This is a genomic window from Candidatus Wallbacteria bacterium (assembly GCA_028687545.1).
Taxonomy (GTDB): Bacteria; Muiribacteriota; JAQTZZ01; order JAQTZZ01; family JAQTZZ01; genus JAQTZZ01.
Window position 1 is genome coordinate 1 of the sequence record JAQTZZ010000052.1, and the last position, 14997, is coordinate 14997.

Here is a 14997-nt window from a genome sequence, read left to right on the forward strand (position 1 = left end):
GACATCCAGTCCTACATGTAGTATCCTTTTCATTGATGGCCTCCTGTTTGTAAGTGTTTATTACTTTACACTTATAGGGTAACCAGTCCCAGGTTTATAGGAGGTCATCCATATTTTCTTGGCGAACTCTCCAATCAAGGGGACTCTGTCCCCTTGAAACCCCTTGCGGGGCGTGCCGAGATTGTGCTTCTCTCACAGTTCGTTCTTACCACAAGTCTGATAACAAATCAGATTTTCCGGCTAAAACGGGTTGAGCTTCTTTACCCAAGGTTTGGAGCTACCCTCTCGACCCCTGACATGAATTGGTGCATTGGCAATGAACGGATGGAAATGCATTGTTTGATATTTAGTGATATCATTATTATATAAATGCTGTCAATTGCTAGCAGGAGGTATATATGGACAGTGTGACGATCGGGATCAGGATTCCACGCGAATTGAAGCTGATGTTCGACCAGTACTGCGACAGCCACGGAATGAAGAAGAATTTCCTGCTGGCCAGGATCATCGAGGAAAAAATCAGTGAGCTGATTGAAGATGAAGAAGACCTTGCTCTGGCTGAAAAAAGATTGAAAGACGAGACCATAGGCGCAAGCGAAGTAAAAAAATTCATCAAACGCAGACTCCGGAAATGACTTCAGTCTATAGACTGATTTACGCCCGCTCGATACTGAAGGATCTGGAAAAAATCCCGGAATCATGTATTCTCCAGATTGAAAAGTCTTTTTCTCAGATCGGAACCGATCCATTCACTCGTGGAGTAAAGAAGCTGAAGGGCAGCAGAAAAGGCCAGTCTATCCTGCGGTATCGTTCGGGAAACTACAGAATCATCTATCAGGTTGATACTGAAAAGAAAATCATCTTCATTCTTGCTGTCAAGCACCGGAAGGAAGCTTACCGGAGCAATTGATTGCTCACCGAGGCAATGGTGCAGGGATCGTCAGGAATCAGGATTTTGCTATATTTGCCTTACTCAATTTCCAGTTGTATCATGAATTATATTGTCGATGCGGAGGGACCATGCCACGCAATGGGAATGTGACCGGTGATTTCATTACTGATGATAAAGGTAAAAAGAAAGGCGTGATTATCGGCTTGAAAAAATACAGGGAACTCATGGAACTGATCGAAAATCTGGAAGACACACGCGATCTTCTGAAAGCCGAACTTGAAGCTTGTTCATTTACTCCCTATGATGAATTTCGCAAGACCTGGCTGTAGAAGTGATCTATCGGATCAAATCCAGGAATGAAGCTACCTATTTATGATTGAGAGTCTTTTATTCAAGTAATGAGATATCAACTTAATTCATAGGATCTGCCTTTGAATCACATTAACCTTCAGGTACAAGGTATCACCAAGCGTTTCGGTCCTTTTACGGCCAATGACGGGATTTCGTTTGAATTGAAATCAGGAGAGATCCTGGGGCTGCTTGGTGAAAACGGGGCAGGCAAAAGCACGCTGATGAATGTGCTGTATGGCCTTACGCAGCCTGACAGAGGCGAGATCCTGATCAACGGAAAAATTGTGGAAATCAGTTCGCCGGCTGTGGCGGTGTCACTCGGCATCGGCATGGTGCATCAGCATTTTATGCTCATCGATACCATGACTGTCGCGGAAAACATCGCTCTGGCACTCAGGGAGACTCCCTTTGTCCATCCATTAAAGAATCTCAGGGAAAAGATCCGGAAATTCGCTCAGGAATTTTCGTTTCAGATTGACCCTGACGCCAGAGTTTCGAATCTATCTGCAGGCGAGCGCCAGCGCACGGAGCTTCTGAAAGTGATGCTGCATGGCGCTGAAATCCTGATCCTGGACGAACCGACATCAGTGCTGACTCCTGGAGAAGCCCGGAATCTTTTCGCAGTTCTGCGGGAATTGAAAGCAAAGGGAAAGTCAGTGATTTTCATTTCCCACAAACTTGAAGAAGTGCTGGAGATCACTGACCGCGTGATTGTGCTTAAAAAGGGGAAACCGGCGGGTGAAGTGCTCACTGCGCAGACTGACAGGAACGCACTGGCCGGCCTGATGGTGGGAACTGGAATCGCCGGCAGCCGGAATCGCGGGGAAGTTAAGGATGGGGAAAAAGTCCTGGAGATCGATTCTCTGACTGTCAGAAGTGAGGCAGGGCTCCCGGCAGTCGCCGATTTTTCCCTGACTATACATTCAGGAGAGATTTTCGGGATCGCAGGCGTGGCAGGCAATGGTCAGCGCGAACTCGCGGAAGCCATCTGCGGACTGAACAAACTACAGAGCGGCAGGATCAGGCTCTACAGCAGGGAAATCGCCGGCATGACGGTTCGAGAGATCAATGAATCAGGGGTTTCCGAAATCCCTGAAGACAGGATGGAATGCGGGTGCGCGGCAGGGCTCGATTTATCTGACAACTCGATCCTGAAAGACTATCAGGGCAGTCCATTTTCACGAGGATTTCTGATGAAACCGGCAGCAGCAGAAGCTCATGCCGGAAAAATCGTGGAAAAATACGCTGTCTCAACCCCTGGGATAGACTGTTTGATTAAATATCTCTCAGGAGGCAATATTCAGAAGATGATCCTGGGCCGGGAAATAGAGCGCAGACCCAGGCTTCTGATTGCGTCTCACCCCACTTACGGCCTGGACATAGGGGCCAGCGAGTTCATCCGCGGAAAGCTGCTGGAAATTAGAGAATCGGGCGCTGCAGTTCTTCTCATCTCCGAAGACCTTAACGAGCTTCTCGGCTTGTGTTCGAAGATCGCCGTAATCTTCAGAGGCAGGATCACCGGCATTTTCAGGCCTGGGGAGATGACTCTCGAAAAAATCGGTCTGATGATGGGCGGAGTTGTTGATAATTGACAGAAAGAAATGAAGTCCTTAGTGGAATGGCTGGAGGAAGCTTAAACCGTGTTTCGGATCAGTTTTGAGAAAAGATATGATCGCAGCAGACGCCTGACGCTGACTATCTATTTGTTGTCACTGATCCTGGCGATTCTGGCAGCCAGCCTGATCTTCCCATTACGAGGCGTGAATCCATTGACAGCGCTGCAGAAAATTCTGCTCAGTTCATTTTTCAGCTCCTATGGGTTATCTGAAACGATTACCAAGGCGATTCCTTTGATCCTGATCAGCAGCGGACTCTGCCTCGCCTACAGGGCGAAACTCTGGAACATCGGCTCAGAAGGGCAGCTGCTGGCAGGCTGCATTCTGGCGACCTGGACCGGACTGAATGCTTCAATTATGCCTTCAGTACTTGTCCTGCCTCTGATGTTTATGGCCGGGATGCTCGGCGGAGCGCTCTTTGGCATGCTGGCTGCCTGGCTCAAGCACAGATTCTGCATGAATGAAGTGATCTCTACCCTGATGCTGAATTATGTCGCCATTGAAGCTGTGCAGTACTTGATTTACGGCCCCTGGAAAGGCAAGACACAATGGGGATTTCCTTATACTGATAATTTCCCTGTCTCTGCGACTCTGGGGCTGATTCCTGGCACGAGAATTCATTATCTGACTCTAACCCTGGGCCTGCTTTTTTCTGCACTGTCATATTTTCTCCTCTCCCGTACCACTTTCGGGTTCGAAATCAGACTGAGCGGCGAGAATCAGCGGGCTGCCGACAGGGCAGGGATCAGTCCCCTGAAAGTATCGCTCCTGGCAATGGGCCTGAGCGGTGGTCTGGCAGGACTAGCCGGAACAGGCGAACTCTGCGGGATTCACCATCATCTTACCTATCCCTGGGCTGTCTCTTCAGGATATGGCTTTACAGCGATCATAGTGGCCTGGATCTCAGGGATGAATCCTCTCCTCTGCATTCTGTCATCGATTTTTTTCGGAGGCCTGCTGGTAGGAGGGGACGCTGTGCAGATTTCCCTGGGCCTGCCTTTCGCTGTCGTGAATGTTTTCAACGGAGTGATCCTTTTTTTCCTGATCACAGGGGAATTTTTTCTGGAAAATAGAATTTTTATTAGGAGGGGCGGGAATGCCGGGACTTGAACTGGCCGTATCTATACTGAATCGAGCTCTGTCTGCCGGAACCCCTCTCCTGCTCGGAACTCTGGGTGAGATTTACACAGAACGGGCCGGCATCATCAACCTCGGGATCGAAGGCATGATGTCAGTAGGAGCAGTGAGCGGTTTCTGGATGGCCGCCCGCACTGGAAGCCCGTGGATGGGGCTTCTGGCTGCACTGTTAGCAGGAGCGCTGCTGGCTCTGCTGCACGCAATCTCCACAGTCTGGCTGCGCTCAAATCAGATTGTTTCAGGCCTGGCTCTGACTATGCTGGGGCTTGGATTTTCCGGTCTGTTCGGGAAGACCCTGATCGGGACAACTTTGACATCAAGATTCCAGTCTATAAAACTACCGCTGCTTTCGGAAATTCCTCTTCTGGGAGGCTCACTCTTTTCGCAGGATCCAGTTTTTTATCTGTCGCTGCTGATCTGGCTGCTGGTCTTTCTGCATTACCGGCACACCAGACAGGGACTGCGGCTGAAAGCCATCGGCGATAACCCGCTGGCAGCGGAAACCATGTGCGTTCCGGTCAACTGCTACAAGCTGCTGGCAGTTGTCTTCGGAGGAGCGATGGCCGGCCTGGCAGGCGGGTATCTCTCCCTGGTTTATATCCCGGCCTGGATCGAGGGAATGACTGGAGGCCGCGGTTTCATCGTGATTGCACTCACGATCAGCTCAGCCTGGAATCCCGCACGTGCTGCTCCGATGGCTTATCTCTTCAGCGCTGTCTATGTCCTGCAGTATTCATTCCTGCAGAATTATCTGTCCCCGCATTTCCTGCTGATGCTGCCGTATCTGGCTACCCTGGCCATACTGACAGGCTCCGGAAAATCGGGCAGATTTTCAGCGCCAGTCACGCTTGGCATGCCGTATTACAGGAATTCGAAGTAGTCCATTTTCTCAATTTCAGACTGTTTAGTTTCATTTTGAGACTATTTTCGGAAGTAGATTCTGAAACTCCTGAAACTGCGCCTCCCTTCTCCTGGCATGACGGTTGCTTTTATCACTGATAAATTCAAATCTGGAGTCATCATGCAGGACGAAGAATTCTATCAGGCTTACTTGACCCTTTTGTTGCTCATCTTCGTGATTTTCAGGTTCATTGACCTGGCAATGCTCCTGGCTGCACTGTGAAGCTCGAATTCAATGACTGCATCCTGGCCGCCTGGGCCGCGCACTTTCGCCCAGGCCTCTGGGAATTGATCGATGAGAATGGCGATTACAAGGAGCTGTTCATCATCCATTTGCTGCGCAACATCCACCAATCGGCTGAAGTGCTGTATGTCAACGCAGAATTCAATCTCGGATTCCACTGGAATTATCTGCGTTCAGGAGACGGCCCGATATTTTTCAACCACAATCACGGAAAGGCAGTGCTGAGCGTTTGCGAGCTGTTTTTAAAAAACGATCTTGCTCAGATAGTGGTGATAGATTCCGCGTTTTCTCTGCTTTTTCCGGATGATGGAGACAGAGTGGCATTTTTCCGCAGACTCTCGGCCCTGGCAGCAGAGCATTCCACCTGGGTGATTGTCGTGAATTACAAGTTCAAACAGGGTTCATACTTTGATGATGAAATCATGGGTTTTCTCGAAGTCAGGCTGTTTCTGTCAGGCATCCACTTTAGCGGGGAAGATCTGCTGGTCGCTGAAACGCTTAAAAACTCAAGTTTTTCTTATCCGCATCTGCATCTGTTGAATTGTGGACATTCTATGGACATCAGGGGGCTTGATGCCTTTTGAAACCGCTTTTTTTTACAGTTTCTGCGGGCTGGCTCTGGGAATCAATCTGAGCCTCTGGCAGGGTTTGTTCGGATTTTCAAAACATATTTTTGAATTGATCGGCCTCAACACTTTGATCCTGGTGATTTTTTCCAGGAACAGGAACTTCAGTTTTCTGCTGCCCTTGACAGTTTTTCTGCTGGCTTTACTAGTAGGATTGAACAGATCGGAAATCAGCATTGAATGTGAATCGATTGCGTGCAGGAAATTTGTCGCAGAGGAGTGCAGGTTTCAAGCCTTTGCGTTAAGCTTTCCCTCAGAGATCAATCCAGGTCAGTCCAGCTTTACCGTGTTGCTCAAGCGAGAAGGTCATTTATTGCCTTCAATCACCAAAGTTGTCTGTTCACTCAGGCCTTTTCCGTTTCCCGGGCAGATCCTTAACGGAACCTGTAAAGCTTCTGTCGGCGAGTTGCTGATGCATCCATTTTCCTCTCCCGGGAGCCTGTATCGCGGATTGACCGAAAAACGCAGATTCACTCTGAAAAAAGTTGTTTCCAAAGATACAAGGGTTTCTATTTATTTCAGAAAACTCATTTTTGCTTCAGAAGTCTATTTAGGCGGATTTGGAAGCGATTTTTTCAAGAGTGCGATTTTGGGGATTGTACAGCCGAATTCCATTCTTTATGGATATTTCCGCGATCTGGGATTGATGGCTTACCTTGCGATCTCTGGTTTCAATTTCAGCATTCTGCTGGGAGCTTTGACTCTGCTCAACAATGGCCGGAAAAAAATGCTCCTGACCATGATTTTACCGTCCCTGATTTATCTGATACTGGTGGGAACTCCACCGGCAGCTGTCAGATCATTCATCATGATGGTGATTTTCCTGAAAACAGAATCACTCGGTGCTGAAAAAAAATCGGTCAGCACTCTGATCGCATCGGGCTGGCTGCAATTACTGCTTTTCCCTGGGGATGCTTTCAGCGTGGGATTTTACCTCAGCTATCTGGCCATGTTCAGCCTGGTATCTGTCAGGAGCGAAATCGGAGTCAGGGCATTTATCCTGACCAGTTCCAGAATGCAGTTCCAAATTCTACCGGTCAGCGTCATGATTTTCCGCGAATTGCATCCCATCGCTTTCATCAGCAATCTCTTTTTTTTCCCCCTGCTTACGATCGGAACGTTCACAGGATATCTGTTGTTTCAAGCCTTGCTGCTGCCGGAATTTATTTGCAGATTAATTTTTCAACTGTTCCATCTGGAGATGGCAATATTGGAGCCGCTGCTTCACTGGTTCGTTAAAATTTCAGCTGGATTTGATTCAGGTTTGACTCCTGTTCTTGCGGCAGTGGCGGTCCTCTCCTTTGCAGCATACAAATCAGGATTTACCATCGAATCCAGACTGGGGCTTGCGCTGGCGGTTTTTTTGTTTTTTCTGCCCGAGCTTCAGAGCTGCCAGAGCATTGTTTATGAGCTGAATGGAAAAACATCAGGAAAGACATGGATGGCATTGTCCTATGGCAGTGCCGATATATCAGGAGCAGTTCCGCTGTTTACACGTTCACTTGGCAGAAAGATCGAAAAATTTTTCCGGAATCCTACAATTCATCGCGGGAAAATCATCGTTTCCGGATTCAACGGACAGCGGATCCCGGTGGCAGTATTGAACTGCATCCTCGCCGATGGAGGGCAGGTGGAAGTAAGCCTGATCAAGGTCAGTTCGAAATGACAGGGAAGGATTCTGGGTTTGACAATTAAATTTCCCGGTGATAAATTTGTGAATTATATCACAAACATGTACTGCAGGCTTGAGAAAATTTCGACATTGAGGATGTCATGAGGAAAAACGATTCCTGGAAAGAAAATTTCTCGCCCGAAGTTATTAAAAGGCTGAATCTGTATCTGCGGCATTTGCGTGAGCTGGAAAGCAAGGGTGTCAGACTGGTCTCTTCCATGGAAATGTCCGAATTTTCCGGAGTCTCTCCGGTGCTTTTCCGCAAAGACCTTTCCTATTTTGGGGAATTTGGAAAAAGGGGCGTTGGTTATAACCTTCTGCATCTTAAAGAAAAACTGGAACAGATTCTTGGTTTCAGCGGCGATACGGAGATTGCACTGGTCGGCATCGGAAAGCTCGGCAGCGCGCTCCTGGATTACCCGGGATTTTCCGGTTACAACTTGAAAATAACTGCTGCCTTTGACAGCGATCCTGCCAAAATCGGCCGGACTGTTTCAGGAATCAGGGTGGCAGACATAACCGGATTACAGAAAACTATTTCTCTGCAGAAAATCAAACTCGGCATTATCTGTGTCCCATCAGTGCATGCCCAGACTGTGGCCGAGAAACTCGTTGTCTCTGGCATCAAGGCAATCCTGAACTTTGCCCCTGTCAAGTTGAAACTGCCCGCTGATGTCTTTGTATCCAGCGTGGACATGGCTGTGGAATTGAGAAGTCTTTTGTATTTTATTGACAACCAGAACCAGGATGAAATCCGGGAAATTGAAGAATGAGCGGGAAAATCGGATAAAATTCCATCAGAATAAACCAAGGAGGATTTAATGGACAGAAGCAAGATCTTCAAGAAGTACGAACCTCATCCGGAGAATCTTCTCCACATCCTGCATGACCTGCAGAATGAGTCGGGGAAGAATTTCATTGCCGACGAGGACATCGTGGAAGTAAGCAGATACCTCAATCTTCCGGCAAACAAAGTCGAGGCCACGCTGAGCTTTTATACCATGTTCAGCCGCAGAAAGCGCGGAAAGCATATCATCAGACTCTGCGAATCCCCTTCCTGCTACATGGCAGGTGGAGAAGACCTGCTTTCTCACCTTGAGCAGAAACTTAAAGTGAAAAAAGGGGAGACTACCAAGGACGGAAATTTCACGCTTGAAGCGTCGGCCTGTCTTGGAGTCTGCGATCTCGCTCCTGCGATGATGGTGGACAACGATGTCCACGGTAACCTGACTGTGGAAAAAGTAGATGAGATCATCAATGCTATCGGGAGGAAAAAATGAGCAATTTCCGCATGCACCTGCTGGCCAACTGTGGGGTCATCAACCCGGAAGATATTGAATCCTACCGCGGTGCCAAGGGCTATCAAGCTCTGAAGAAAGCTCTCACCGAGATGAAGCCGGCTGCGGTGATAGATGAAGTGAAGAATTCAGGATTGCGCGGCCGCGGCGGCGCGGGTTTCCCCACAGGGCTGAAATGGAGCTTCACAGCCCCGCTGCAGGGGGAAAAATTTCTCGTCTGCAATGCTGATGAAGGCGAGCCGGGCACATTCAAAGATCGGCCCCTGATGGAAGGTGACCCTCATAAGATCGTGGAAGGAATGATCATTGCCGGTTATGCATTTGGCGTACAGAAAGGTTACATCTATATCCGCGGAGAATACCGGCTGTCGTATCTGCGCATAGTTCACGCGATTGATGAAGCCCGGTGTATTGGATTTCTCGGAAAAAACATTTTGGGCAGCGGTTTTGATTTTGAAATAGAGGTCAGAAAAGGAGCTGGAGCTTATGTCTGCGGTGATGAAACCGCACTTATCAGCTCTTTGGAAGGCTATCGCGGTTATCCGCGCCTGAAACCGCCTTTCCCGGGTGTCAAGGGCCTCTGGCAGAAACCCACTGTCGTTAACAACGTGGAAACTCTCGCCAATGTTCCCCTGATCATTTTAAATGGAGCCAAATGGTTCCGCGGTTTCGGCACTGAGAAATCACCAGGGACCAAGTTGTTCACGATCAGCGGTGACGTGAAAAATCCGGGGGTGTATGAAGCCGAACTGGGCGTTACTCTGCGGGAACTGCTGGAATCAGCAGCCAGCGGGATGAAATCTTCCAAAGCGGTTTTCAAAACAGCGCTTGTGGGAGGAGCGGCCGGCTGCTTCATGGGAACCGAAATGCTGGACATAAAGCTAGATTATGATAATCTTGCCGCCCAGAATGCTACTCTCGGCTCCGGAGCTGTAATGATTTTCTCCAGCAAACACGATATGCGGAAAGTGCTTAAGAATATACTAATGTTCTTTGAACATGAGTCATGCGGGCAATGTTCTCCCTGCCGGATCGGATGCAAGATGCTCAATGTGCTGCTGGATAGATGCATGGCCGGGGATCAGCCGGAAACCAATCTGGAAAAGATGCTGGCGCTATCCAAAAACATGAAGGACAGCTCACTCTGTGCCCTCGGCCAGTCTCCTATAATGCCGCTCATGTCCGCATATAAATATTTTGCTGCTGAATTGATTAAATGAGGAGGATTTAAGATGAAAGAAGTCATGATAAAGATCAATGACCAGGAGTTGAAGGTGCTGGAAGGCACTTCGATCCTAGATGCAGCCAGGAAACTGGGTATCGATATTCCTACGCTCTGCCACCATGAAGATTTACCGGCAAGCGGCAGATGCGGTATCTGCCTGGTGGAAGTGGAAAAATCTCCGACCTTCAAGAGAGCCTGCTGCACGGAGGTGACCGGGGGCATGGTGATCAGGACCAACACCAGCAAATTGCGGGAAGCGAGGAAGATGGCGATCGAACTGATCCTGGCCGATCACCCTGACGACTGCCTGCACTGCGTGCGCAACCGCACATGCGAACTGCAGAAATTGACCGAGAAACTGGGAATACGCAGCAACAGGTTTCCTTCGGTGAATAAAGGCATTGAGAGCATTGACAAGGAAGGTTATATTATCCGTGACCCTCAGAAATGCATACTTTGCGGCCGCTGCATCGAGGCCTGCAACAACATCCAGGCCGTCCATGCCATTGAAATCATGAACCGCGGATTCGATTCACAGGTCAGCACCACCTTCGGCAAGCCTTTGGCAGACACATCCTGCATCTATTGCGGGCAGTGCGTCACCGTCTGCCCGGTGGGTGCCATCCACGAAAAAGAGGAATTTGAACTTGTGATGGAGGCGATCAGTGATCCGGAAAAGTATGTGGTGGTGCAGGAAGCGCCTGCAGTACGCGTGGCGATCGGCGAGGAATTTGGATTTGCACCGGGCTATATCGGTTCCGGTAAAATGCACGCAGCCCTGAAACGACTCGGTTTCGACAGGGTTTTTGATACGAATTTCACGGCAGACCTGACAATCCTTGAGGAAGGAACAGAAGTCGTGAACAGCCTGAAGCACGCCATTACTTCCGGCGACATGAGCCGCGTGCCGATTATCACATCCTGTTCCCCAGGCTGGATCAAGTTCGTAGAGACTTTCTACCCCGAATTGACCCCTCATCTTTCTACAGCCAAATCCCCTCAGCAGATGTTCGGGACCCTGGTGAAAACCTATTTCGCAGAAAAGGAAAAAATTGATCCCAAGAAGATAGTTTCAGTGTCAATCATGCCTTGCACAGCCAAGAAATTCGAGGCCAGAAGGCCTGAGATGAATGCCTCTGGCTATCAGGATGTGGACTATGTAATCACCACCAGGGAATTCGCCCGCATGCTCCGCGAAGCGGGCATTGATTTTGCGGCCATGCCTGAAGAGATGCCTGACCAGCTGATGGGAGCATACACAGGTGCAGCCACGATCTTCGGCGCTACTGGTGGCGTGATGGAAGCCGCTCTCAGAACCGCCTATCTGCTTCTGACAGGAACTGAGCTTGAAAATGTGGACCTGGAGATGTGCCGCGGTATGGAAGGCGTGAAAGAGGCTGTGATTCCAATTCCTGTCAAGGATGTCGGCACAGTAAGCTTCAAGGTGGCTATTGCTCACGGGCTTGCCAATGCCAGGAAGCTGCTGGACAGGATCTCGGCAGAGATCAAGAATGACGGTAAGAGCAGCTACCACCTGGTGGAAATAATGGCATGCCCCGGTGGCTGCGTGGGCGGAGGCGGGCAGCCTTACGGCTCCACGATCGCAATCAAGGCGCGTCGCGGACAGGGCCTGTATCAGGAAGACCGTAACCTGCCGAAGAGAAAATCCCACCAGAATCCGGCTGTGGCGCAGATTTACAAGGATTTCCTGGGCGAACCGAATTCGCACAAGGCTCACGAGCTTCTGCATACCCATTATTTCGAGAGAGACAAGATCACCGGCAAGGTGGTGCGCCAGACCACTGGCCTTGATCATGGCGGACATGGAAACGACAAAGGGAAAAAGGAAAAGAAATAGTTTTAGTTGATTGAAGTTCAGACAAAGAACAAAAGGGGCTGCCACGAGGGAGCCCCTTTTGCCTTGACAAATAGGTATGAAACACTAAAATGGGGAGGCTCTAGCAAGGCCCCCTAAGAGCCTCTAACAAAATTCTTTTGTAAGAGGCTCTAAGAATTGAAGGTGCTGAAATGGACAATTTCATTCCTGAAGACAAGATTTTCCAAGAACTTGAAGACGCCAAAAGCAAACCGGCTCATGCCATTCTTGAAGTCATCCTCAAGGCTGGTGCGGGAAAAGGTCTATCGCCGTCCGAAACTGCGATTTTGATAAATTCCGGAATAGAGTTCGACGAGCGGATATTTACTGCAGCCAGATCAGTCAAGCAGAGAATTTACGGAAACCGGATCGTACTCTTTGCCCCTTTATACATCACTAATGAATGCGGGAATGATTGCGCTTACTGTGGTTTCCGCTCAGCCAACAGGGATTTAAAAAGAAAAACCCTTACTGAGCAGGAAATTTCCGAGGAAGTCAGAATTCTGGAAGAGATGGGGCACAAGAGGCTGCTGCTTGTATACGGAGAGCATCCTGCTCATGATGCCGGCTGGATTGCTGAAACCATGGCCGCTGTTTACAGGACGAAAACCGGTAAGAGCGGCGAAATCCGCAGGGCGAATGTGAACTGCGCACCTCTGGAAGTGGAAGGCTACAAAAAGCTCAAAGCTGCCGAAATTGGCACTTACCAGTGCTTTCAGGAAACCTATCATCTGGAAACTTACGCCAGAATGCATCTGGGCGGCAAAAAGAAGGATTACCTCTACCGCCTCTATGCCCTGGATAGAGCGCAGCAGGCCGGGATCGACGATCTGGCCACCGGTGTGCTCTTTGGATTGTATGACTGGAAATTTGAGCTGATGGCACTTTTATACCATGCCCTGCACATGGAAGCGGAATTCGGTGTCGGTCCGCATACAATTTCCGTACCCAGGCTGGAACCCGCGCTGGGTTCTGATGTCTCTTTTCATCCTCCTTACGCTGTTTCAGACCATGATTTCAAACGCATTGTGGCGATACTCAGACTGGCTGTGCCATATACAGGGCTGATCCTGACCACGCGCGAAAATCCTGAACTCAGGCGATCAATGTTCGATCTGGGCACTTCGCAGATTTCGGCCGGTTCCAAGACTTATCCAGGCGGATATCACGACATGATTTCCAACATGCCGGACAAGCAGCAATTCACCGTAGGCGACGAGCGGCCTCTCTCTGAAGTTGTCCATGACCTGGTCACACACGGTTATCTGCCGTCTTTCTGCACTGCCTGCTATCGCCTCGGCCGCACCGGGGAAAAATTCATGGGAATCACCAAGAACGGGCATATCCACGAATTCTGCACCCGGAACGCCCTCCTGACCTTCAAGGAATACCTGCTGGACTATGCACCCGAATCTCTCAGGGCAGCCGGGAATCTCTTTCTCGAAAGCGAACTTCAGAAGACTCCGGAGAAAATTTCCGCTCAGCTTAAACTGAGATTGCGGGCCATGGAACTGAAGGGCGTCAGGGACCAGTATTTTTAGCAGCCGTTGAAAACCGTCAGGTTTTCTTACGGCTGCTTATCCAGCATAGCTGGATTAGCAGCAATTCTTAACAAGCCAAGCTTTACCATCTCAACTATTTCCCAAAACAGGCGAAAATATTAATAGAGAACTGCTCAGGCAGTTGATTTAACGATTTTCCATGGAAGTGATAAAATGAAGCTGATGACTTTGTTCTTGTTCCTGATCTTCTGCGGATATTGCGTTGCCGAACAGGATGCCCAGACTGTTCCCATACCGAATTGCGATCCGGCTGTGGCCAGGCTGATTTTCTCGGGCCTCGAATGCCAGAAGAGGGGAGATTTTCAGGCTGCACTTGCGGAGTACGGGAAGATCGACAGCACAAGGCTCAACGAAGAAGCCCGCCTCCTGACCTTGATCGCATATTATCAATTGAATATGTACCGGAATGCGCTTGCCGGGATTGCTGAATTCAAGACCCTGTACCCTGCCTCGAATCGGATTGCAATTGTGAAAAAGATCGAGATCATCTGTCAGGCTGAAATGAAGCCCGCTCCGGCGGTCGCCACAGCAGCTCCTGTTTTGAAGGAACCGGACAGGCTGAAGCTGGTTCAACCGGTTAAAAACCAGGAAAGCCTGGTTCCCAAGCTGCAGGATAATAATCCGGCAGCGACTAGTTCGAAATCCGATCCGGCTGCTTTGCTTTCCTCACAAAAGAAACCGGTTTCCAGCGTCAATCTTCTGAATGTGCAGGTTCGGGAAACGCTGGTCAGGGAGCTGATCTGCGAGGGTGACTATGAGCAGGCCCTCAAAACAATGGACGATGCAAGGGACAGCGGTCTGAAGGGCCGGGATGATCAGATGCTCAAAGCCATGATTTTCTGCCAGCAGGGTGATCTGGACCAGGCGCGCAAGCTGCTGAACCCGATTTCCAAGGGTAATCCAGAAGTCTTAGCAATACTGGGATACATGGCATACCGGGAGAACAGGATCGACGAAGCAGTGAACTTTTACACTCAGGCCCTGGACGGGGAATCTGACGATACTTACAAGAATTCATTCCAGAGAGCAGTCGACTACCTGAAGGTAAAAAGATGAAATCAATTCTGGTAATCATGCTGCTCGCTTGCTGGAATCCTGTCTTTTCCAGCTCAGCCCTGGTCCTGTTTGAGAAAGGTGAATTTGCCAAAGCTATTCCGGAATTTGAAGCTGAGCTGAAAGGACATCCTGAGGATTTTGAGATTTATAATTATCTTGGGGCCTGTTACTACAACCTGGAGAATTCCGTCGAAGCTGAAGACTGCTATCGCAATGCTTTGAGAGTAAAACCTGATTACTGTTATGCTCTGATCAACCTGTCGATACTTTATGTGGATCAGGAAAACCATCAAAAACTTTGGCAGATAGCTGAAAAGCTGATACAATATTATCCGGACCGTTTTTACGGCTACCTGGCGCAGGCTTATTGCTTTTACAAGCAGGAAAAGTGGGAAATGGCCAAGCTGAGGATTGACCTCGCATACAGGAAGATCGGAAAAAGCGATCCTGTTCTCGGGAAAAGGGAGCATGATTATCTGTACCTGCTTCTTTTAGACCTGAGAAAAAAAATCACCAGTCACACCTGAGCTTGAAAGGAGTCC

At 49.2% G+C, this 14997-nt stretch carries 15 protein-coding genes; all 15 read left to right on the forward strand.

The features are described 5' to 3' along the window. Positions 1 to 398: 398 nt before the first annotated feature. The 15 genes from PHW04_15715 (at position 399) to PHW04_15785 (ending at position 14982) form a co-directional block, all read left to right on the forward strand. Entirely contained in the window at positions 399 to 635 is a 237-nt protein-coding gene (locus PHW04_15715) for a hypothetical protein (protein MDD2717336.1), read from the forward strand. Next, positions 632 to 910 carry a type II toxin-antitoxin system RelE/ParE family toxin gene (locus PHW04_15720; protein MDD2717337.1) on the forward strand — a complete coding sequence of 93 codons (279 nt, stop codon included), beginning with the start codon at positions 632 to 634 and terminating at the stop codon, positions 908 to 910. The genes PHW04_15715 and PHW04_15720 overlap by 4 nt, the downstream gene beginning before the upstream one ends. Before the next feature lie 110 nt (positions 911 to 1020). Next, positions 1021 to 1221, forward strand: a complete 201-nt coding sequence (locus PHW04_15725) for a hypothetical protein (protein ID MDD2717338.1) — start codon at positions 1021 to 1023, stop codon at positions 1219 to 1221. 102 nt (positions 1222 to 1323) lie between these two features. Continuing rightward, positions 1324 to 2835: an ABC transporter ATP-binding protein gene (locus PHW04_15730; GenBank protein MDD2717339.1), complete on the forward strand. Its 1512-nt coding sequence runs from the start codon at positions 1324 to 1326 to the stop codon at positions 2833 to 2835. 48 nt (positions 2836 to 2883) lie between these two features. Beyond that, positions 2884 to 3969 (forward strand): ABC transporter permease, encoded by a 1086-nt coding sequence (locus PHW04_15735; protein ID MDD2717340.1) that lies wholly within the window; start codon positions 2884 to 2886, stop codon positions 3967 to 3969. Then, positions 3956 to 4876 (forward strand): ABC transporter permease, encoded by a 921-nt coding sequence (locus tag PHW04_15740; protein ID MDD2717341.1) that lies wholly within the window; start codon positions 3956 to 3958, stop codon positions 4874 to 4876. The genes PHW04_15735 and PHW04_15740 overlap by 14 nt, the downstream gene beginning before the upstream one ends. 239 nt (positions 4877 to 5115) lie before the next feature. Next, positions 5116 to 5724: a hypothetical protein gene (locus PHW04_15745; protein ID MDD2717342.1), complete on the forward strand. Its 609-nt coding sequence runs from the start codon at positions 5116 to 5118 to the stop codon at positions 5722 to 5724. Then, the gene (locus PHW04_15750; protein ID MDD2717343.1) at positions 5714 to 7432 is read left to right on the forward strand and encodes a ComEC/Rec2 family competence protein; all 1719 of its coding nucleotides are present in this window, start codon (positions 5714 to 5716) and stop codon (positions 7430 to 7432) included. The genes PHW04_15745 and PHW04_15750 overlap by 11 nt, the downstream gene beginning before the upstream one ends. A gap of 107 nt (positions 7433 to 7539) precedes the next feature. Next, positions 7540 to 8211 carry a redox-sensing transcriptional repressor Rex gene (locus tag PHW04_15755; protein MDD2717344.1) on the forward strand — a complete coding sequence of 224 codons (672 nt, stop codon included), beginning with the start codon at positions 7540 to 7542 and terminating at the stop codon, positions 8209 to 8211. A 48-nt stretch (positions 8212 to 8259) separates the two neighbouring features. Continuing rightward, complete coding sequence (gene nuoE, locus PHW04_15760; GenBank protein MDD2717345.1) at positions 8260 to 8718, forward strand: NADH-quinone oxidoreductase subunit NuoE; 459 nt, start codon at positions 8260 to 8262, stop codon at positions 8716 to 8718. After that, positions 8715 to 9956 carry an NADH-quinone oxidoreductase subunit NuoF gene (gene nuoF, locus PHW04_15765; GenBank protein ID MDD2717346.1) on the forward strand — a complete coding sequence of 414 codons (1242 nt, stop codon included), beginning with the start codon at positions 8715 to 8717 and terminating at the stop codon, positions 9954 to 9956. The genes nuoE and nuoF overlap by 4 nt, the downstream gene beginning before the upstream one ends. Positions 9957 to 9968: 12 nt before the next feature. Next, the gene (locus PHW04_15770; GenBank protein MDD2717347.1) at positions 9969 to 11819 is read left to right on the forward strand and encodes an NADH-dependent [FeFe] hydrogenase, group A6; all 1851 of its coding nucleotides are present in this window, start codon (positions 9969 to 9971) and stop codon (positions 11817 to 11819) included. A gap of 170 nt (positions 11820 to 11989) precedes the next feature. Then, positions 11990 to 13378 carry a [FeFe] hydrogenase H-cluster radical SAM maturase HydG gene (gene hydG / locus PHW04_15775; GenBank protein ID MDD2717348.1) on the forward strand — a complete coding sequence of 463 codons (1389 nt, stop codon included), beginning with the start codon at positions 11990 to 11992 and terminating at the stop codon, positions 13376 to 13378. Between the two features lie 183 nt (positions 13379 to 13561). Further along, positions 13562 to 14455, forward strand: a complete 894-nt coding sequence (locus PHW04_15780) for a hypothetical protein (GenBank protein MDD2717349.1) — start codon at positions 13562 to 13564, stop codon at positions 14453 to 14455. Further along, positions 14452 to 14982 (forward strand): tetratricopeptide repeat protein, encoded by a 531-nt coding sequence (locus PHW04_15785; protein ID MDD2717350.1) that lies wholly within the window; start codon positions 14452 to 14454, stop codon positions 14980 to 14982. The genes PHW04_15780 and PHW04_15785 overlap by 4 nt, the downstream gene beginning before the upstream one ends. The last annotated feature ends 15 nt before the right edge of the window (positions 14983 to 14997 follow it).